Origin of the sequence: Heliorestis acidaminivorans, from assembly GCF_008933955.1 — a bacterium.
GTDB classification, from domain to species: domain Bacteria; phylum Bacillota; class Desulfitobacteriia; order Heliobacteriales; family Heliobacteriaceae; genus Heliorestis; species Heliorestis acidaminivorans.
In genome coordinates, this window is the sequence record NZ_WBXO01000004.1 from 263,096 (window position 1) to 281,451 (window position 18,356).

General features: G+C 41.4%; 21 protein-coding genes. 15 read left to right on the top strand and 6 right to left on the bottom strand.

What is annotated here, in order from left to right; all coding sequences use genetic code 11:
- The first annotated feature begins 32 nt into the window (after positions 1 to 32).
- From nadC to dusB, 4 genes are read left to right on the top strand one after another with little or no spacing between them, the layout of a single operon-like run.
- Positions 33 to 920: a carboxylating nicotinate-nucleotide diphosphorylase gene (gene nadC, locus F9B85_RS07430; protein WP_151619746.1), complete on the top strand. Its 888-nt coding sequence runs from the start codon at positions 33 to 35 to the stop codon at positions 918 to 920.
- A complete protein-coding gene (locus F9B85_RS07435) occupies positions 889 to 1,890 on the top strand; it encodes a biotin--[acetyl-CoA-carboxylase] ligase (RefSeq protein ID WP_151619747.1) in 1,002 nt (333 codons plus the stop codon). The genes nadC and F9B85_RS07435 overlap by 32 nt, the downstream gene beginning before the upstream one ends.
- Positions 1,874 to 2,656, top strand: a complete 783-nt coding sequence (locus tag F9B85_RS07440) for a type III pantothenate kinase (protein WP_151619748.1) — start codon at positions 1,874 to 1,876, stop codon at positions 2,654 to 2,656. Before F9B85_RS07435 ends, F9B85_RS07440 begins: the two co-directional genes overlap by 17 nt.
- A 5-nt stretch (positions 2,657 to 2,661) precedes the next feature.
- On the top strand, positions 2,662 to 3,675 hold the full coding sequence (gene dusB, locus F9B85_RS07445; RefSeq protein ID WP_243138110.1) for a tRNA dihydrouridine synthase DusB: 1,014 nt from the start codon (positions 2,662 to 2,664) through the stop codon (positions 3,673 to 3,675).
- A 119-nt stretch (positions 3,676 to 3,794) separates the two neighbouring features.
- Here the strand turns inward: dusB and F9B85_RS07450 are convergent, their stop codons facing one another.
- Genes F9B85_RS07450 through F9B85_RS07470 form a run of 5 tightly spaced genes read right to left on the bottom strand, consistent with a single transcriptional unit; the run spans position 3,795 to position 8,195 of the window.
- Positions 3,795 to 4,658 carry a chlorophyllide a reductase iron protein subunit X gene (locus F9B85_RS07450; protein ID WP_151619749.1) on the bottom strand — a complete coding sequence of 288 codons (864 nt, stop codon included), beginning with the start codon at positions 4,656 to 4,658 and terminating at the stop codon, positions 3,795 to 3,797.
- A gap of 28 nt (positions 4,659 to 4,686) precedes the next feature.
- The gene (locus tag F9B85_RS07455; RefSeq protein WP_170270296.1) at positions 4,687 to 4,965 is read right to left on the bottom strand and encodes a DUF3593 domain-containing protein; all 279 of its coding nucleotides are present in this window, start codon (positions 4,963 to 4,965) and stop codon (positions 4,687 to 4,689) included.
- A 16-nt stretch (positions 4,966 to 4,981) separates the two neighbouring features.
- Complete coding sequence (locus tag F9B85_RS07460) at positions 4,982 to 5,311, bottom strand: DUF2499 domain-containing protein (protein WP_170270298.1); 330 nt, start codon at positions 5,309 to 5,311, stop codon at positions 4,982 to 4,984.
- Positions 5,312 to 5,322: 11 nt separating this feature from the next.
- Entirely contained in the window at positions 5,323 to 6,831 is a 1,509-nt protein-coding gene (locus F9B85_RS07465) for a nitrogenase component 1 (RefSeq protein WP_151619752.1), read from the bottom strand.
- A 2-nt stretch (positions 6,832 to 6,833) separates the two neighbouring features.
- Positions 6,834 to 8,195 (bottom strand): nitrogenase component 1, encoded by a 1,362-nt coding sequence (locus tag F9B85_RS07470; protein WP_151619753.1) that lies wholly within the window; start codon positions 8,193 to 8,195, stop codon positions 6,834 to 6,836.
- A 394-nt stretch (positions 8,196 to 8,589) separates the two neighbouring features.
- Here F9B85_RS07470 and F9B85_RS07475 point away from each other — a divergent pair, with 394 nt between their 5' ends.
- The 6 genes from F9B85_RS07475 to F9B85_RS07495 all read left to right on the top strand — a co-directional run bounded on the left by F9B85_RS07475 (position 8,590) and on the right by F9B85_RS07495 (position 12,820).
- Positions 8,590 to 10,053, top strand: coding sequence for a cytochrome c (locus F9B85_RS07475; protein ID WP_151619754.1), 1,464 nt, complete (start codon positions 8,590 to 8,592; stop codon positions 10,051 to 10,053).
- Positions 10,054 to 10,196: 143 nt separating this feature from the next.
- Positions 10,197 to 11,027, top strand: a complete 831-nt coding sequence (locus F9B85_RS07480; RefSeq protein ID WP_151619755.1) for an alpha/beta fold hydrolase — start codon at positions 10,197 to 10,199, stop codon at positions 11,025 to 11,027.
- 34 nt (positions 11,028 to 11,061) lie between these two features.
- The gene (locus F9B85_RS14375; RefSeq protein WP_170270300.1) at positions 11,062 to 11,211 is read left to right on the top strand and encodes a hypothetical protein; all 150 of its coding nucleotides are present in this window, start codon (positions 11,062 to 11,064) and stop codon (positions 11,209 to 11,211) included.
- Between the two features lie 19 nt (positions 11,212 to 11,230).
- Positions 11,231 to 11,509, top strand: a complete 279-nt coding sequence (locus F9B85_RS07485) for a hypothetical protein (protein ID WP_151619756.1) — start codon at positions 11,231 to 11,233, stop codon at positions 11,507 to 11,509.
- Positions 11,510 to 11,617: 108 nt separating this feature from the next.
- Complete coding sequence (locus F9B85_RS07490; RefSeq protein ID WP_151619757.1) at positions 11,618 to 11,848, top strand: hypothetical protein; 231 nt, start codon at positions 11,618 to 11,620, stop codon at positions 11,846 to 11,848.
- Between the two features lie 12 nt (positions 11,849 to 11,860).
- Positions 11,861 to 12,820 carry a bile acid:sodium symporter family protein gene (locus F9B85_RS07495; protein ID WP_151619758.1) on the top strand — a complete coding sequence of 320 codons (960 nt, stop codon included), beginning with the start codon at positions 11,861 to 11,863 and terminating at the stop codon, positions 12,818 to 12,820.
- A gap of 86 nt (positions 12,821 to 12,906) precedes the next feature.
- Here F9B85_RS07495 and F9B85_RS07500 read toward each other — a convergent pair whose 3' ends face one another.
- Positions 12,907 to 13,413, bottom strand: a complete 507-nt coding sequence (locus F9B85_RS07500) for a flavodoxin domain-containing protein (protein ID WP_170270302.1) — start codon at positions 13,411 to 13,413, stop codon at positions 12,907 to 12,909.
- Positions 13,414 to 13,581: 168 nt separating this feature from the next.
- Here F9B85_RS07500 and F9B85_RS07505 point away from each other — a divergent pair, with 168 nt between their 5' ends.
- The 5 genes from F9B85_RS07505 to F9B85_RS14590 form a co-directional block, all read left to right on the top strand.
- Positions 13,582 to 14,502 (top strand): quinate 5-dehydrogenase, encoded by a 921-nt coding sequence (locus F9B85_RS07505; protein WP_151619760.1) that lies wholly within the window; start codon positions 13,582 to 13,584, stop codon positions 14,500 to 14,502.
- Between the two features lie 10 nt (positions 14,503 to 14,512).
- The gene (locus tag F9B85_RS07510) at positions 14,513 to 15,664 is read left to right on the top strand and encodes a shikimate dehydrogenase (protein ID WP_151619761.1); all 1,152 of its coding nucleotides are present in this window, start codon (positions 14,513 to 14,515) and stop codon (positions 15,662 to 15,664) included.
- Between the two features lie 178 nt (positions 15,665 to 15,842).
- Complete coding sequence (gene greA / locus F9B85_RS07515) at positions 15,843 to 16,319, top strand: transcription elongation factor GreA (protein WP_151619762.1); 477 nt, start codon at positions 15,843 to 15,845, stop codon at positions 16,317 to 16,319.
- A gap of 73 nt (positions 16,320 to 16,392) precedes the next feature.
- Positions 16,393 to 17,862, top strand: coding sequence for a lysine--tRNA ligase (lysS, locus tag F9B85_RS07520; RefSeq protein WP_207707069.1), 1,470 nt, complete (start codon positions 16,393 to 16,395; stop codon positions 17,860 to 17,862).
- Positions 17,863 to 18,158: 296 nt separating this feature from the next.
- A partial coding sequence (locus tag F9B85_RS14590) for a hypothetical protein (protein WP_207707070.1) occupies positions 18,159 to 18,356 on the top strand: 198 nt, incomplete at its 3' end.

Genomic DNA, 18,356 nt, shown 5'->3' on the forward strand with positions numbered 1-18,356 from the left:
ATTGGATGCCTCAAGAAAAGGAGTTGACCATAATGGGCCTTTTTGGGTCAGAAGTTCGTGAACTTGTTTCTCGGGCTCTACGGGAAGATATAGGCTATGGAGACTTAACAACATCAAGCCTCCTGCCGCCTCATGTAAAGACAAAAGCTTTTATTCACGTAAAAGAAGAAGGTGTCATTGCGGGCTTAGAAGTAGCAAGAGAAGTTTTTGCTACACTTGATCCTTCTGTAGTTTTTGAAGCCAAAATAGAAGAGGGAGAAAAGGTAAATTCTGGCGACATTATTGCCGAAATTACAGGACCTGCTCGTTCGATCTTAATGGCCGAAAGAGTTGCTTTGAATTTTTTACAACATCTTTCCGGGATTGCCACCAAAACAGCTCGTTGTGTAGAAAAGATAACTTATTATCAGGCTCGCATTGTAGATACACGCAAAACAACGCCTGGTTTGCGTGTCTTAGAAAAACATGCTGTGCGAGTTGGTGGAGGCAAGAATCATCGTTTTGGTTTGTTTGATGGTGCCATGTTGAAAGATAACCATATTCGTCTAGCTGGTGGAATTCAACAAGCAGTAAGCCAAGCTCGACAAACTATTCCTCATACGGTGAAAATTGAAGTAGAAGTGGAAGATCTTTCCGCAGTCACAGAAGCACTAGAAGCCAAAGCTGATATTATTATGCTTGATAATATGCCTCTAGATATGATGAAAGAAGCAGTTAGATTAATTAATGGAAAAGCTATTATAGAAGCTTCAGGTAGTATTACGGAAGACAATATTGTAGAAGTAGCCAAAACAGGAGTGCACTATATTTCCATGGGTGCTCTTACTCATACTGTGAAAGCCCTAGATATTAGTCTTGATGTGGAAAGGGTAAAGAAAGGGAGCGACCATGGCCAAGCAGGAAATCCTGAAAGCTCTTAAAGAAGCGTCAGACTATATCTCCGGTGAAGATATAAGTCGTGCTCTAGGCATGACTCGCTCCGCCGTCTGGAAGCATATTCGTACGTTACGACAAGAAGGGTACGATATTGAGGCTCATACTAGAATGGGCTATAAGTTGCGCACCTTGTCTAACTATCTATTGCCTGAGGAAGTTCTATCTGTTCTAGAGACGAAAAAATTTGGACGAAATTATATTTATTATCACAGTATAAATTCTAGCAACGAAAAGGCAAAAGAATTTGCTCGAGAAGGCGCTGAAGAAGGCACTGTTGTGCTGGCAGAAGAACAGCAAGCAGGCAAAGGCCGTCTAGGTCGAACTTGGCATTCACCTCTGGGATTAGGTCTTTATCTTTCGATTATTTTAAGACCTTCCATACCTCTGGCCTTGACGCCACAGATAACTTTACTAACAGCCTTAAGTATTGCTAAGACTATTGAAAAAATGACTAGTCTAGGCCCTGCTATTAAGTGGCCTAATGATATTCTCTTAGATGGAAAAAAAGTATGTGGCATTCTAACGGAATTAAGTGCCGAAATGGATGGAGTCAAACATATCGTTGTTGGAATTGGTCTGAATCTAAATCAAGAAGCTACTGACTTCCCAACTGCCGTTACTTCCCAGGCGAGTTCTGTAAGTATGCAGGCTGGCGAAAAAGTGGATAGATTAGCTTTTTTTAATAAACTCTTGATGCAATTAGAAGATGACTATGAACATTGGCTAGAGCAAGGTTTTTCCGCTATACGACAGCAGTGGTTAGATAGAGCTGTTGGCTTAGGTGATACTGTTCGTGTTATTGCTGGTTCTGCTCAGTGGCAGGGTCGTATGGAAGGAATCGATGATATGGGAGCATTGCTCGTGAGAAATAAAGCTGGAGAAATTCAACAGCTTATGAGTGGTGAAGTTACCTTGCGTCCGGAAGGAAGAGAAGATTATGATTTTGGCCATTGATGTTGGAAATAGTCATATCCTACTGGGCCTTTTCACCTTAAAGCCGAAAGCAGAATTGCTTCATCATTGGAAGCTTTCTACCGATCCATCTCGAACTGCTGATGAATATGCTATTCAATTGCGCAATCTTTTTCGCTTTGCCGAGCTAGATTATCGTGCTGTAACAGGCATGGTCATGTCTTCTGTTGTGCCACCTTTGATGCCTACTCTAGAGAGAATGTGTCAAAGCTATTTTCGTCTCAAACCTCTCGTTATAGGACCTGGTGTTTCTACAGGTATGAATATTCGCATGGAAAATCCTAAAGAAGTAGGTGCAGACCGAATTGTCAATGCTGTCTCAGCCTACGAACGTTATGGAGGACCTTTAATTGTTGTCGACTTTGGTACGGCCATGACTTTTTGTGCCATATCAGAAGAAGGCGACTATCTCGGTGGAGCTATCGCTCCAGGTCTGATGATTTCTACAGAAGCACTTTTTGCCAGAGCATCGAAGCTACCACGCATAGAATTAACTAAGCCAGCAAAGGTCATAGGTAAAAATACAGTTCAAGGTATGCAGTCAGGTATTTTGTATGGTTTTGCCGGTCAGATTGATGGCGTCGTGAGTGAGATGAAAAAAGAATTAGGCGAGAAGACGCGTGTTATTGCAACTGGTGAAACGGCTGAATTAATCGCACCTGAAACAGAGCATATTGACATGGTCGATCCCTTTCTAACTCTTCAAGGCTTACGCATTATCTATCAAAGAACCTTGCAGGAGGACTAGACCTTTTGTCTGCAAAAGATTTTTCGCAACTAATCAAGAACCTAAAACCGCTACAAATTGGTGATTATAAAATTGCCTCACCCTTTGTTGCCGCACCTATGGCCGGTGTTACGGACAAATCTTTTCGTTCCGTTTTAAGAGATCATGGATGTCCCCTTCTCTATACGGAGATGATTTCTGACAAAGCATTAACTTATGGCAATACAAATACTTTAGAATTGCTAGATATTTCAGGGGAAAGTAGACCAATTGTTGTACAAATCTTTGGTTCTGAACCTGACGTTATGGCCAAAGCGGCAGTCCTAGTTGAAGAAAAGGGAGCTTCTATCATCGACATCAATATGGGTTGTCCAGCTCCTAAGATTGTGCGCAATCAAGAAGGTTCTTGTTTGCTTAAAATGCCTGAAAGGGCCGTAGAAATTGCTAGGCAAGTAGTACAAGCTGTACAAGTGCCAGTAACAGTTAAGATGCGTATTGGTTGGTCTCCAGAAGAAATTGTAGTACCAGAACTACCTCAACGCTTAGAAGCTGTTGGTGTGCAAGCTATTACTTTGCATGGTCGTACGAGAGACATGTTCTATTCAGGAAAAGCTAATTGGTCAATGATTAAGCAAACAGCTCAAGCGCTAAGTATACCTCTAATTGGGAACGGTGACGTCTGGGAGCCTGAAGATGCTTTACGTATGCTTGAAGAGACAGGCTGTTCTGCTGTCATGATCGCTCGAGGTGCTATGGGCAATCCCTGGATCTTTTCACGACTAATTGGTTGGACTAAGACAGGTCAATTGGCACCACCACCTACAGCGAGAGAAAGAATTGAGCAAGGCCTAATTCATCTAGAGCGGATCGTAGCGCAAAAAGGAGAATATCGTGGCGTACGAGAGATGCGAAGTCATCTGGCCTGGTACTTAAAAGGTCTAAAAGGTGCTTCCAAAGTGCGTGGAGATATCAATCGAGCGCCGGACTATAATACGGTCATTGCTTTGCTAACAGAGGCTATGGAGCGTCTTAAGCAGTAAAAGCTAAGATACTAACTTAAACAACTAACCTTTCCTAATCAGCAGAAAAGTTAAGAAAAATAAAAAGAACTGCTTGTCTTTGTCAACAAGCAGTTCTTTTTATTTTTCTGTTTATACTTTTAGCGTGTAAATAACTCTGACTGAGTAACTCGATCTAGTTTGATCTGTGGTACATCACGATAAATGCGAGAGAACTGTTCAAAGTCCATAGGCTTAGGTAGAACACCTTGGCGAGTAGGCAATTGCTTAACAATATCTTGGAAGATTTGATCGTAAGGAGCTATGTCACTGATCAGTTGGAAGGCGGCATTCAATTTGGCGACTTCAGGATTATTAGGAATTTTGGCCAGAACGGGAATCTCTGTGCGCTGGCAGAATTGTTCTGCATAGCCTGTGCCATCATCTTTGTTAATGATCATGCCCATGATGCGAGATTTACCGCCTAATTGGGCAAAAGAGGAGACAGCATGACAAATGTTATTAGCTACATAGAGAGACTGATGATCATTGCCGGCAACGAGGATAATCGATTTGGCAATTGATTTGCTAATAGGTACACCAAAGCCACCGCAGACAACGTCGCCTAGAAAATCTAAAAATACATAGTCAAAGTCCCACTTGTAGAGGCCCATTTTCTCTAAGAGCTCAAAGCCAAGAGAGATACCGCGACCCCCACAACCGATGGCAACCTCTGGACCTCCGATTTCTAAGCCATAAACACCACGGCTTTTGAAAACAATATCTTCAATCTTAGGTGTTGCATCGACTTCATCAGACTCTTCTTGTAGCTCTGCCCAATACTCTAACAAGGTGGGCAAGTTAACACCATTGAACAGAATGACTGTTGAGTCATGCTTTGGATCACAGCCAATCTGCAGAACTCTTTTTTGGATACGAGCGGCACTATTGGAAAGGTTGGATATGACAAAGCTTTTACCACTGCCGCCTTTGCCGTAAACGGCATAGAAGTTCTTTTCTGACATGTCAGCCTCCTGTGTACTTTACTTGGTCCTAAAGTCTATCTAAATGTCTTTTTAAGCCCAAAACAATGATGAAATTAGTAATCGTCAAGCCAAATTCGGAGAGACCGTGTAACCAATCTATGTGTCCTAATCCAGGTTCTCCAAGAATCATGACAGCATAGTAACCTGTACCAGCTGTAAAAAGAACGAAGCCTATTAAGGAAAAGAAGCCAATTAAAGTTGTCTTATTAATTAAAGAACTATCAAGCTTGTAAATTTTGTAGATGCAGTAGAGGAAGAAGAGGTAAGGGAATATGGAAAACGTCATGACCAGATCTGCCATTTTAGGCTCGATAGGTCATCCCTCCCCTCTTAACATAGCGTCCTGTAAGGGAACGTAAGTAGAGGTATCCCCAGAGAGCAAAACATAGACTGCCTAAAAAAGTTAGATAGCCTTGAATATCGCTAAGCCATTGTACTGTATCGTGAGTTAGATGATAAAAAATAGCAAAAAAACCACTGAGCAAGTAAGGGATCATAGCCAAAGGCATGCGACGAAACCAGATATTATCTGATTTTTTGCCAATCATGTAGAAGAAAAGCATAGCTATGCCCCATTCTATGAGACTGGCAAAATGGACAATCCAAGTGGGAAGAGACAGATGATCGAACAAGGTCTCCCCTCCTATCGTTTGAAGCGACTGAAGATGGCATCTACATCTTCAGGTAAAACATACTCACGGAATTTTTCTTTGGCTAGTTTTTCGCTTTCCACTTTGAGCATTTTGGACGCACTTACGCGAACGAAGAAGGGAACTCTTTTGAGAACAACGTCCATTTGCTTTAATGCTTCTTCAGACCATTTAACTTCTCTGGCTACGGCTTGTCCCTTGAGCTCTTCTTCCCATTCTTTTCGAGACACTTCTCGTTCTTGACGGCGTTTATCTTTTTCTGTGGCATATTCAATATGAATATGGCTATAAAGGATATCAAAAAGTTCATTGCTTACGATTTGCGTCAAATACATAACGCCACCAAAACCCATATAAGGAGTGCCCGTAGCACGACAGACGATAGGCATGGGGTGAGCCGCGGGGATAAAGCGTGTCGATAGAATATGCTCTGTAATGTAGACTTTTTCGTTAATACTTCCAAACAAGAGGGTCGGCGTATTTTCAAGCAGTGCCTCTTCAATATCTAGAGCTTTTTTTGATTTCCAACGATCTGTTTTTACAGCAGAGATAGCTTCTTCAAAGCCCAATTCGTCACGCAAAAAGGTAGTCAATCCTTCTGTGTAAGTGCGATGGGCGTAAACACCAAAAGAGCTAGTACGGAAGATATCTTGGTGGGGAGAGCGCCATACGTCCCAGAAACCTTGTAAGGTTGTTCTTTTTTCTTCAGCGATGAAGGCCTTAGCTTCTTCTTCAAGACCAAGCAATTGCCCTAGCTCTGTAATAAATTCTGTTGTTGCCGCAATTCCAATAGGTCCAAAGAGCATAGGTTTACCTAGTGCTTTACCTAAGCCTTCACCATACTCTTTGTACATAATTATGTTAACAGCACCGTCGTCAAGACGGGTAATGTCATTAAGTGAACATTCAAATGGAAGAGCTACGTTAATATCAGCACCGATACTAGTAACGATACGTTTGATTTCAGCAAAGTCAGCATAGGCATTGAAATTCCCGAAAGTAGGACCAATGATATTAACTAAAGGCTTAGGACTTTCTTTAGCTGGCTGGGCTGGCAATTTGGGGCGAACGCGATTATACAGGAAAAGTAAGGTATCTTCGCGAGCCTGATAGTCATCAATATCAAGAGACGCTGTGTTTATGTACCATACTCTACGTCCATCAATTTCTGCTTCTAGCATAGCGCCTTCACTAGAGATGATTTCGCTTTCCTGGCAGGAAAGAATGAAGATATCATCATAATGTTGAAGCAGTTCGCCACAAAGTTTTCTTAATTTATGGAGTGTGCCATCTAGTGCTACATCTTTTTCGATAATGTGGGTGGCAAAAACATTTTGCAGATAAGGGATAGCATCAGTATAGTTCAAAGCGGAATCAACAGGAACATAATGACAGCCGATGGGGCCATCAATAACAAGGCAAAAGTTTCCTTTCATCGGCGTGAGAACAGCAAGAGCTCCCCAATAGCCGTTAGCTAAGTCAACGTCACGCATCATCTGCATGGTTATTCCTTCTCCTTCCTGCGGATGGTACTGTCGTCCTTTATCCCTAAGCAGGACAAGTCTGTATAGCTAGGACAGAGGTGTTGTTGTACATCCTGCACGGGGATAGAGCGAGGCATATCGAAGTCTTGGAAGAAGGTTCTCACTTTATTTAAGGAAGGGCTGGTTTTTAAGAGGCGGTGCATTAATTGTAGTAGATTTTCTGCACCGTGAGCTAGGAAAGTAGGTCTAGCTGCGATCAGGTTAGTGAAATAGACAGAAGCACTTCCAAGTTCTTTACCCATACCGGCTACATCTGTGGCAGCAAGAGCAATGTGAGGCTTGTACTCTTTTACAGCCATCAAGTCATCGGCCGCTGATTTGCGGAATTTCACATTGATGCCCCGCTCAAGTAACCAGGTCAGATCAGGTTCGCATAAGCTAGACCTGCCAATGGAAGTAGAAACATAAGGTACATCAGCACCTGCTTCTACAAGTAAGCGAGCGATAAGCAATTCAATACCTTCATAGCCAGCTACTAAAATACGATAACCTTTTAGAGAAAGAGGTCCAGATAGCACTTTTTGAACTGCATCTCGTTCTTCGAGGGCAATCTTTTCTGCTTTTCTACTATCAACACCAGCTGTTTCAGCAAAGTTCTTGACCCAATCATATGTACATTCCGCACCAACAGGCGCGCTGTTGACAGTATTGATGCCTAGCTCATTAAACTGTTTGGCCGTTTTAGTATAGAAGGGATGAAGACAAGCAACAGTAGACACGTTTAAGGCTTTGCGGAAATCATTAATATCTTTACTAGGTACGTTAGCTCTATATTTTAAGCCCATCTTCTCTACCAATTGCTCGATAGCAATTGTATCAGCAGGGAAGACCTCGCCGATAGAGGCTACTGTACCTGGCTCTTTTAGCTTATGGTCACCATTTTGTCGCAATTTCTTGAAGATACCGTCGATGGAGACATCTTTTGCTTCTGCGTGACTACGAGTGCCAAAGCCAGTAATAGTTAAGGGAATAATCTCAGGAAATTGGCGAGCCATTTCGTCAATATCTATTCCGACAGTTGTGGCTACGCAGAGATTGATTACAGGAACAAATTCAGGTTTTTCCTTTTCAATTACTTCTTCAATTGCCTTGGCCAGCTTATGTTGAAGATTGCGATCGGCGAAGTCAAGTGAATAAAGCAAAGGCGCGTAGGTCGACTTTCTGGCCGCATAGAAATGAGAAAGAAAGTTAAGACCGTAATAACAGCCGTGATTGCCCAACATAATGGGGAGAAAACCTTCTAAACGAGTGAGAATCCGTAACCCACCGAAAGCGGGACAGGGACTTTGGGTGGCCAATTTGATGGATTTGATTGGCTCCATTTACCCATCTCCTTTATTTATAGTGATAGGATAGTAATTAGAATTAAACTTTTACATTACATTGAAAATGCATTCTACCCTGTTAAACACTATTTAAAACCATAGGTCGTTAAAATGCAAGTGAAATGTCTGAATTAGCCTCCATCTTACTTAGAAAAAGAAGATAAGAAAAAAGGCTTTCCATATAATTCTTAGTTTGACTTAAAAAAGTAACATTGAAAAAACAAGTCTATTTGTGAAACTTTGAATATTCGTGACTTTTTCATTGAAATGCAAACTAACCCTCTATTATAATAAACATAGTTTTCCAAAATAGGCATAGGGGGTAGGGTATATAGAGACAAAGGCTATTAATACTAATGAGGATTAATACAAGTTCGGGGGGTAATGACAAATGGAGAGAAATACAAGAGAAAAAAAGAAGCTAATTACACCATTAGCAATGTCTCTGTCTGCCGTTTTACTTCTAGGTCTTTTGCTTACAGGATGCGCAACACAACCAAGTGGAAGCAACACGAAACAGCAAGGCCAAGTTGCACCAACAGAGCTCGGCGATTACATTATTTTGTCTTGGCAGACCATAGGAATGAAATGTACTAGTGATAATGATGCTTGGTTTAGCTGGCACACACCAGGTAATGATATGTGGGCTCAAGTAATTAAGCGGGGCGATCCACCCGTTGTCGTTACTGAAGGTATTAAGCTTACATACGAAGCACCGGAAGATCATCGCGATCCTTCAAAAACACTTAACTTCTGGGACTATGCACCAATCACGTTAGGAAAAGAAATACCTGTTAATACAGGTAGATCAGGTAACGCAGCTGATAAAGGTGAACTTACTCTCAATGAAGCGAAAAGTGCTTGGACTGCCTTAGGAATTCCTATTTCTCCTTTTAACGACCATGGTGAAGTATATGCTTACCCTATGTTTACAGTAACAGCTTCAGATGAGGTAACAGGTAAGGTTTTAGCTACAACAAAAGTGTCCATGCCTGTTAGTGCTGAGATAGGTTGCTATCTCTGTCACGGTGGTATAACGAAACAGCCAGGTATAGGGCTTGCCGATGAAACAGCTAAAAATATTTTAGCGGCTCATGACAAAAATACAGGTACAAACTTGTTAGCAGAAGCAGAAGCAGGCAGACCACAGTACTGTTTAGATTGTCATGCAGCGGCTAACGTTGGTGCTCCTGGCAAACCAGACGTACTTTCAATGTCAGCGGCTCTGCACGGTAAGCATGCTCAGTATATTCAAGGTGGAACTGTTGACTCCTGTGGCGTCTGTCACCCTTCTTCGAATAAAGGAGAAGTGTACTGTCAGCGAGATGTACACCGAGGATTTGGCATGGATTGTATGGATTGTCACGGTACTTTACCTCAGCACGCCGCTTCTGTCTTAACTAATGAACTGCATAAACCAGCAGCACAAGCCTCTTTAGAACGTCTAAAGCCTTTCTTAAATGATGTTGATCCCGTAGGTCGAGGACACTGGATCAACCAACCAGATTGTCTCTCTTGTCACGAAGACCATAAAAAAGCAAGCTTTGAGGCTTCTTCTTACAATGAGTGGATTTTTGAAAGAGATGAGCTTTATCGCTTTGAAAAGGCAGATAATGGTGATATGATGTGTGCGTCCTGCCATGGTTCGCCTCATGCAATTTACCCAGTATCGACTGTTTTTGGCTATGATCAGATAAACTATCAACCAGAATCATTGCAGGGCTTTGCTGGTCCAATAGGCGCTAATGGCAACTGTTCAGTTTGCCATACAGCACCTGTAACAGGGGACTGGCATCACAAAAATCAAGAACAGCCCTTTATTGCACCTTCCTTCGCTAACGATCCTAAAAGATAATAGCATCTTTTTGAAGAGCTCTGTGTCCTTGAGGCACAGGGCTCTTCTTTTTTTGAGGAAACTTTCCGTGCATAGACCTTAGCAGGTAGAGGTATTGTTAAGGTAAGAGATAGCTGAGGGGATGTATAAGAAGGAGAGAGAGTATGCCCATCGTAGCACTAAATGGTACGTCTTTGTATTATGAGATTCACGGACAAGGTCTGCCCCTCGTTTTCATCCCAGGAATAGCTGTATCTCACGGAATGTGGGCCCCACAACGAGATAAGTTTAGTAAAACCCATCAGGTCATTCTTTATGATATAAGAGGTACAGGACGCTCAGGTCCTTTAAGCTGGTCTAATCGTGTAGAAGATTTAAGTCGTGATTTATCACAGCTTTTACATTATCTAGGGATAAAAAAAGCTGCTATTTGTGGGCTTTCCTTTGGTGGAGTTATTGCTCAACGTTTTGCTTTAGATTACCCTCAAAAGTGCTCTGCCTTGATACTTGTAGATACTTTTAGCGAGCTTAGGCCTAGAGATTTGGAAGAGGGTTCTCTTTGGCTGATGACCTGGCTAGCTTCGCCTATGTTTTTACTACCTAAAGATTGGCTAACGAAAATGGTGCTTCGCTTTTATCAACAATGGCCGCTAGCCTTGCAATGCTTAGAAAAAGAAATGAAAAAAGTGCGAGGTCTTGAGGCGATGAAGACCCGTTGGCTGGTACGTGACGTAAACTATACAGAGCAATTAGAAAAAATCTCTTGTCCCTCTCTAGGTATAGTAGGAGATCAATCAGATTTGGCTATTCGTATGATGAAAAGGATTACTGATGCTATACCTCAGGCAGAACTACGTATTGTTTCCGATTCTTTTGATCCTACTTCACTCTGTCAAAGAGAAGCTTTTGATGATCTTCTACTAAACTTTCTAAATCGCCATTGGTGCTGGCAACCTCACCTTTATGCGGTTACACCTAAAGGTCTGTCAACATAAGTTAAATAATAGCCTTTTCAAGGTGGTGGAGATAATGATTTCTATGAGCGAAGAAAATAGAAGAAGTCTCTTGCTTTTTATAATTGCCGCACTTTTTATCATGATGGCTTTTGGTTTTTTGAATGGTAATAGCAGGAATGCCCGGCCCTTTCCAGAGATTATTGCTGTTCCAGATGTTTTTTAATATGTGAGGTGACTTACCTGTGGTCCGACGTAACGACAAAAGAATAACTCGCAAAGTCGGCAAGCAGGAGCAAAAGTCTTCGAGGCCTACAACGATAAAACCTGAAGTGGCTCTAGTTATATTAGGCTTGCTAAGCGATTCTCTACAGGTAAATTCTATTGTAGTTAATCGGGATCAAACGGTGCAGATTGTTTTGGATGGATCATTAAGGCGCAAAACATCACTTGACAACGCTCTAGATTTTGTAGGTCAACGTTCTTTTGAGGAAGTTATGAGAGCCTTTTTAAAAAGAGTATAAAATATTTTTACAAGGATTCTATTGTTCTTCTGTCGAAGGTAAAACTATACAAAGTACTAAAGTGCTCAAAGTACTTCTGAGTAGGTACCTTCACAGGAGGTGTAAAAAATGAGCAATAAAATTGATGTAGAGCAGTTAGCCCAAGATATCTTAGATGAGATCGGAGAACGTTATCTTGAAGAAATAGAAGAAGCGATTGCCATGATGGATGGTGGTAATCAAGATGAAGTAAATGCAATTTTGCTGTATGCCATTGTTTCGAGCTTAAAATGCCATACTGAACGTTTTGCTACACGTCTAGTACAGAAAGTTATCGATGAAATGAACAAGGACAAGTAGTTCTTTTTTGAGGTGAGCAACTTGGCTCATTGGCTTATTCGTTTTAATAGCTTATTCGATAGAGCCATGTTTTTTCTCGTACCTTCTGCTATCTATATAGGTTATCTTTTCTGGCCTTATCTTGAACAGGGGCGTATATGGGTCTATTTTATGTTTGCCTACATGACTTTTGTAGGCGCTTTAAACTGTTCACGACAACAGTTTAAGGCTTTATTAAAAGCACCAGGACTTTTTATTGCCGCTCTTGCTCTTGTTCACCTTTTTATCCCTTTGCTTGCTTTTATCTGTGGAAGCTTTTTTTTCCCTGATGATCCTTTAACTGTAGCGGGCATGATCATTGCCTCTACCTTGCCTGTAGCAATTACAGCAGCTATCTGGACCTACATCTCTGGAGGCAATAACCTTTTCGTTTTAGCTCTTGTGGTCATTGATACCTTACTAAGCCCTATCATTCTACCTATTACAACATACACCGTCTTCGGCACTTTTGGTATATTGCCTCTTGATAGGCTTATTCAGGACATGCTCCTCATGGTTGTAGTGCCTTCGGTCCTTGGTGTTTTATTACACCCTTATCGAACTTGGTCACCCCAAGGTCCGACGCAAGCAACCTTAAATATTTTTACTAAGCTTTTTCTATTGCTCGTTGTTGCTATCAATGTGGCTATCTTACATGAATTTTTTGTAATGACTTGGGCAGAGATCGGTAAGTTATTGACGGCTCTTGCCGTACTTGTTATCCTAGCCTATCTTTCTGGCTACCTACTAGGAAAAATGGTAGGAAAGTCTTTTGGTGATGTCATTGCTTTAACTTATACAGGTGGTATGCGTAATATTGCCCTTGGCGTCGTATTATCTGTTGGATACTTTGATCCAGCCGTTTCAATTCCTATAGTATTTCTCTCACTTATTCAGCAACCTATCGCAACAATTGCCCATAGCATTATCCAAAAAATAAAAAAAAGCAACTAAAAAAGACCAGTCCCTTAATAGCAGGGAAGCAGGTCTTTTTTTGATTGCCTTTTTGGCTTTTTGTCATTAAAAAGCATTAAAAAGATTTAATTGGCTTTGCTTTTCTTTGGTGCAATGTTGGCATTCATCCGCTCGGCAAAAGCGGCTATTTTCTCATCTGATACGTTAGAATAGTCAGTTTTGATTTTTGTAACCATGCGAAAAATAGGTCTTTCTAAAAAGCCAAGTTTGCTTTGGACTACAGAGCCTCCAAAGAGATCAGCTACTATCGCTTTTTTTAGTAACTGCTCTGGATAAGCCTTCTTCAGGCCAGCTAAACCTTTTTCTCCTTCAAAAAGGCCGCAAATATAAAGACCCAAAGGTTTGCCCATGATCTGAGGGAAGTTTTGGTGAACAAAATGCTTCATTTCTCTTTCAATATCACCGCCGTAGATAGGTACACCAAGAATAATCTTGTCGTAGCCCTGGGCAGTTGCGGCAGGATCTTTCTTGACATCGACGAGTGTTACAGAACCTTCAAGCTTTTCGGCTAACTTTTTTGCACAAGCTTCCGTTGTACCATGCTTAGTAACATAGGCAATTAATATATTCACGCATAACTCTCCAATCATCAGATTCATATCAAGCTTCTGTTGTTTAAAATACCATTTAAATGGATAACAAGCAAGATTGGCTCTACAAAACCTTTTGTTGTTACATAGAAAAGTAATGATCGGGTTAAGCTCATTTCAGCAGTGGTGATTCAGAAAGAGGTCATGATTATGAAAAAAGTCGTAAGTGTCTCCCTTGGTTCTTCCAAGAGAAATCATCATGTTCAACTTTCTTTATTAGGGCAAGAAGTATCCATAGAAAGAATCGGAACTGATGGTGATATGGAGCAGGCTATTCATTTAATAAAAAATCTCGATGGAAAAGTTGATGCCATCGGTCTCGGTGGCATCGATCTATATATTTTTGCAGGCAAGAAACGTTACCTGCTTAAAGATGGAGAAAGGCTAGCTCGAGCGGCACGTATAACACCTGTAGTTGATGGTAGTGGATTAAAAAACACCCTAGAAAGACGCGTCGTTTATCAATTAGCCCAAGAAGGTATCGTATATGAAGGACAAAGAGTACTTATTGTCTGCGCTGTCGATCGCTTCGGTTTAGCGGAAAGCTTTTCTGATCTAGGATGTCAAACAACTTATGGCGATCTTTTCTTTGCTTTGGGATTGCCTATTCCAATTAAAAGATTAACGACATTAAACCGTTGGGCTCGTCTGCTCATTCCTTTGATCAGACAATTGCCTTTTCGCTATCTCTACCCAACGGGAGCTGAACAAGACAAAAAAAGTACCATTCAAGTCCCCTTTTTTAGAGATGCAGACCTAATCGCTGGAGATTTTCATTATATTAAGCCTTATTTATCTAATCATTTAGGAGGAAAAGTTGTTTTAACGAATACCGTAACAGCAGATGATGTAGATTTATTAAAGGGCTCTGGTGTAAAGACGCTAATCACAACAACACCAGAAATCGAAGGACGGTCTTTCGGAACCAATGTAATGGAGGCTTTACTAATTGCTCTTGCCAGCCCCGGACAGAAGCAATTCTCAAAGGAAACTTATGAGTCCTTGTTAGAAAAAATAGGCTTTCAACCCCGCATAGATAACTACTACTGCTGTGAGACGGAGACGGCCTGAGGAGGTCAGCATGAAAAGATTTGCCTTCATTATCCACCCTATTACAGCTAACGACGTCATTAGGAAATTTCCCTGGATGGGCTTTTTCTCAGAGTCTGCAATAGAGATGGCGACCCGTTACATGCCTCCTGTAAAAACTTCTTACATTGAGGGTGTACGTTCACCTTACGGAACTGTAGATGGCTTTTTTATAGCCTGTCCGCTTACTTCTAAGCAGATGCTTTCTTTACCGGAAGAGTATGTAGTGGATCGAATCGAAAAAGCTTGTCATAAAGCAATAAAAATGGGCGCAGAAATTATTGGCCTTGGAGCTATGACATCAGTTGTGGGAGATGGTGGTGTAACCGTAGCCCGGCGATTACCTGTGCCTGTTACGACAGGAAATAGCTATACTGTTGCTACGGCTATTCAAGGTATTCATGAAGCAATGAACCTTATGGATCGCTCCATAGATGATTCCAAAGCAGTTGTAGTTGGTGCTACAGGATCGATAGGTGCTATCTGCTCTCGACTGCTAGCGAGAAATGTAAAAGAGCTAACTTTACTAGCAAGAAAAACAGAGCCTCTTCAAAGGTTGCGTTATCGTATCTTAAACGAAAGTGGTCTTGCCGTGAAAGTAACAACTTCCATGGAAGAAGCTTTGCGAGATGCTGATCTGATTGTTGCTGTTACTAGCTCTTCAGATGCTATAATTGAGCCTGAATATATAAAAACAGGTGCTATTGTTTGTGATGTGGCACGACCAAGAGATGTAGCCAAAGTTGTAGCTCATAAGCGACCAGACGTTCTTGTTATTGATGGTGGTATTGTTGAAGTACCAGCAACAGTAAACTTCCGTTTTAACTTTGGCTTTCCACCAGGCCTTGCTTATGCCTGCATGGCAGAGACGATGATTTTGGCCTTAGAAGATCGGAGAGAATCCTTTTCTTTAGGTAGAGAGCTTTCCTTAGAGAAAGTAGAAGAAATTGAAAGCCTAGCAATGAAGCATGGCTTTTCACTGGCTGGTTTGCGCAGTTTCGAGAGACCTTTGACAGAAGCAGATATAGGGAAAGTGCGGCAGGCTATGAGTAAGCAAATGAAAATGACCCAACAAGGTAACAATGTTCTGGTTGACAATATTTTGCAACCTAGATATAATACAAAACTAAAGATGGTGGAATAGAGTAAGCACTGCCCGGTCGCATTTTCCGCGGCTGTCTGGCAGTGCTTTATTAAGTATCACTTCTTATCCAAATTCTAGCATGTTTTTATTATTGATCCTTACTATAAACGGCATATTTAATGTTGTAGAGACATAGCATGATGTATCCATTTAGATTATAAGTTAGGGGAGCGGACGTATGGCAGACAAGCAAGTTATTCTAACGCCGGAAGGCTTAAAGAAGCTTGAAGAAGAGTTAGATTTTTTAAAGTCAAGCAAAAGAGGCCAAGTTGCTGAGCGCATTAAGCAAGCTATTGACTACGGCGATATCAGTGAGAACTCGGAATACGAAGATGCTAAGAATGAACAGGCTTTTGTTGAAGGGCGAATTATTACATTAGAGAAGATGATTCGCAATGCAAAACTAATTGACGATGCCGAGATTCAAACTGATATAGTAACTATAGGTGCTAAAGTTTTGCTTAAAGACTTAGAAGATAATTCTGAGTTTGAATACACTATCGTAGGTTCTGCAGAAGCAGATCCTTCACAAAGCAAGATTTCCAATGAGTCACCTGTGGGAAAAGCTGTCTTAGGTAAGAACAAAGGCGAAACAGTTGAGGTACAAGTTCCAATGGGGAAAATTAAGTACCAGATTCTTGACATCACAAAGTAATAACGGTAAAAGGCCAGGATATCCTGGCCTTTTTTGAAGTTATATGACCGGGAAGCAATGGGAGGAGCAAGTTATGGAGCAAGAACTGAATGAATTGATGCGCATGCGAAGAGAGAAGCTACAAGAACTTTACCAGAAGGGAATAAATCCTTTTGGAGACACCTATGAAGTGACGCATCATGCCCAAGAGATTGTGGACAACTTTGAAGAATTGGAAAAGAAAGAGGTACGCCTAGCCGGTCGTATGATGGCTAAGCGACACCAGGGGAAAGCTGGCTTTGGCAATCTTCAAGATTTCTCAGGCAACATTCAGATTTATGTACGACGTGATGAAATCGGTGAAGAAGCTTATGATCTTTTCAAAAAAGCTGATATTGGAGACATTTACGGTGTAGCCGGTCAAGTTTTCAAAACGCAAAAAGGTGAGACATCGATCTGGGTAAAAGAGTTTACACTACTGACCAAAGCGCTTCATCCCTTACCAGAAAAGTGGCATGGTTTGAAAGATGTGGACCTACGGTATCGGCAACGCTACGTAGACTTGATTGTAAACCCAGAAGTTAAAAGAACCTTTGTAACTAGAAGTAAGATTATCCGTGCAATTCGAAAGTATTTAGACGAGCAAAACTTCTTAGAAGTAGAAACACCAGTCTTGCACCCTATTGCAGGCGGTGCTACGGCGCGCCCCTTTATTACGCACCACAATGCCCTCAATATGAGTTTATATATGCGCATCGCTTTAGAACTTCACCTAAAGAGGCTTGTTGTAGGCGGTTTGGAACGAGTTTACGAAATCGGCCGTATCTTCCGCAATGAGGGTATTTCCACTCGTCATAACCCTGAATTTACGATGATCGAGATTTATCAGGCCTACACAGATTATCAGGGCATGATGGAGCTGACAGAAAACCTGGTAGCTTTTGTGGCCCAAGAAGTGTTGGGTACAACTAAAGTAACTTATCAAGGTGAAGTTATTGACTTAACACCACCGTGGCCTCGATTAAACATGTTAGAAGCTATCAAAAAGTATACAGACGTTGACTTTGCTGACACCACAACAGATGAAGAGGCTAAAAAGATAGGCGAACAGTTAGGTCTTTCTATCAAACAGGGAATGTCTAAAGGTGAAATCATTAATGAAGTGTTTGAAGAAAAAGTAGAAAGTCATCTGGTACAACCGCACTTTATCTATGGCCATCCTGTAGAAGTATCACCGCTAGCTAAACGTAACAAAGATAACCCTGCTTTTACAGACCGCTTCGAAGTCTTTGTGACTCGTCGTGAACTAGGAAACGCTTTTTCGGAGCTAAACGATCCTATTGATCAACGAGAACGATTTGAGAATCAATTATCTCTACGTGAAGCTGGGGACGATGAAGCCCATATGATGGATGAAGACTTTTTAACAGCTCTTGAATATGGACTACCGCCAACAGGTGGACTGGGCATAGGTATCGATCGACTTGTTATGTTACTTACCGATGCGCCTTCTATTCGAGATGTCATTTTATTCCCCACCATGCGTCAACGAGAAGAAGGGTAAGTCTGAGTCTTCACATAACAAAAGCAAGCCTATCACCAGATAAAACAGGAACAGCAGTAGCTAGAGTAGTAGCTGGTTTTCTTATAAGGACGAGAGTCTATTAAGTCTCTCGTTCTTTTTGATTTCTAACCTTAATTTACCTATTGCATTTATCCTTCAGTGCTGGTATAGTATATATCGTTGCTCCTGCAAACGAGTAAAAAACATCTTGACAAGCAAGAGTAACTAATGATACAATAACTATCCAAACGAAACACCGGTCCTTGAAAATCAAACAGTTGTAAAAAAAGTCAAGCGTGCGAAACGTCGAAGCCGAAAGGCAGAGACACCAATCAATTCTGAAACTATTGCTTGAATTAGCCTTCTGCGTTGTCGTAATAGACAATGTAGAACTGAGGAAAGTAACAGTTATCATTAAAGTCTATTTAGAGCTTGTCAAAGCTCCGGGATATAAGGATATAAAGGATGTTAACCGCTATTGCCATCCATGGCGC

What these genes read in the sequence shown, in the direction of transcription:
- F9B85_RS07455 (WP_170270296.1), bottom strand. Translation starts at nt 4,965, where the DNA reads ATGACGTTTTCCATATTCCCTTACCTCTTCTTCCTCTACTGCATCTAC.
- F9B85_RS07475 (WP_151619754.1), top strand. Translation starts at nt 8,590, where the DNA reads ATGGAGAGAAATACAAGAGAAAAAAAGAAGCTAATTACACCATTAGCA.
- lysS (WP_207707069.1), top strand. Translation starts at nt 16,393, where the DNA reads ATGGAGCAAGAACTGAATGAATTGATGCGCATGCGAAGAGAGAAGCTA.
- F9B85_RS14375 (WP_170270300.1), top strand. Translation starts at nt 11,062, where the DNA reads ATGATTTCTATGAGCGAAGAAAATAGAAGAAGTCTCTTGCTTTTTATA.
- F9B85_RS07440 (WP_151619748.1), top strand. Translation starts at nt 1,874, where the DNA reads ATGATTTTGGCCATTGATGTTGGAAATAGTCATATCCTACTGGGCCTT.
- greA (WP_151619762.1), top strand. Translation starts at nt 15,843, where the DNA reads ATGGCAGACAAGCAAGTTATTCTAACGCCGGAAGGCTTAAAGAAGCTT.
- F9B85_RS07510 (WP_151619761.1), top strand. Translation starts at nt 14,513, where the DNA reads ATGAAAAGATTTGCCTTCATTATCCACCCTATTACAGCTAACGACGTC.
- F9B85_RS07480 (WP_151619755.1), top strand. Translation starts at nt 10,197, where the DNA reads ATGCCCATCGTAGCACTAAATGGTACGTCTTTGTATTATGAGATTCAC.
- nadC (WP_151619746.1), top strand. Translation starts at nt 33, where the DNA reads ATGGGCCTTTTTGGGTCAGAAGTTCGTGAACTTGTTTCTCGGGCTCTA.
- F9B85_RS07505 (WP_151619760.1), top strand. Translation starts at nt 13,582, where the DNA reads ATGAAAAAAGTCGTAAGTGTCTCCCTTGGTTCTTCCAAGAGAAATCAT.
- F9B85_RS07450 (WP_151619749.1), bottom strand. Translation starts at nt 4,658, where the DNA reads ATGTCAGAAAAGAACTTCTATGCCGTTTACGGCAAAGGCGGCAGTGGT.
- F9B85_RS07490 (WP_151619757.1), top strand. Translation starts at nt 11,618, where the DNA reads ATGAGCAATAAAATTGATGTAGAGCAGTTAGCCCAAGATATCTTAGAT.
- F9B85_RS07465 (WP_151619752.1), bottom strand. Translation starts at nt 6,831, where the DNA reads ATGCAGATGATGCGTGACGTTGACTTAGCTAACGGCTATTGGGGAGCT.
- F9B85_RS07470 (WP_151619753.1), bottom strand. Translation starts at nt 8,195, where the DNA reads ATGGAGCCAATCAAATCCATCAAATTGGCCACCCAAAGTCCCTGTCCC.
- F9B85_RS07435 (WP_151619747.1), top strand. Translation starts at nt 889, where the DNA reads ATGGCCAAGCAGGAAATCCTGAAAGCTCTTAAAGAAGCGTCAGACTAT.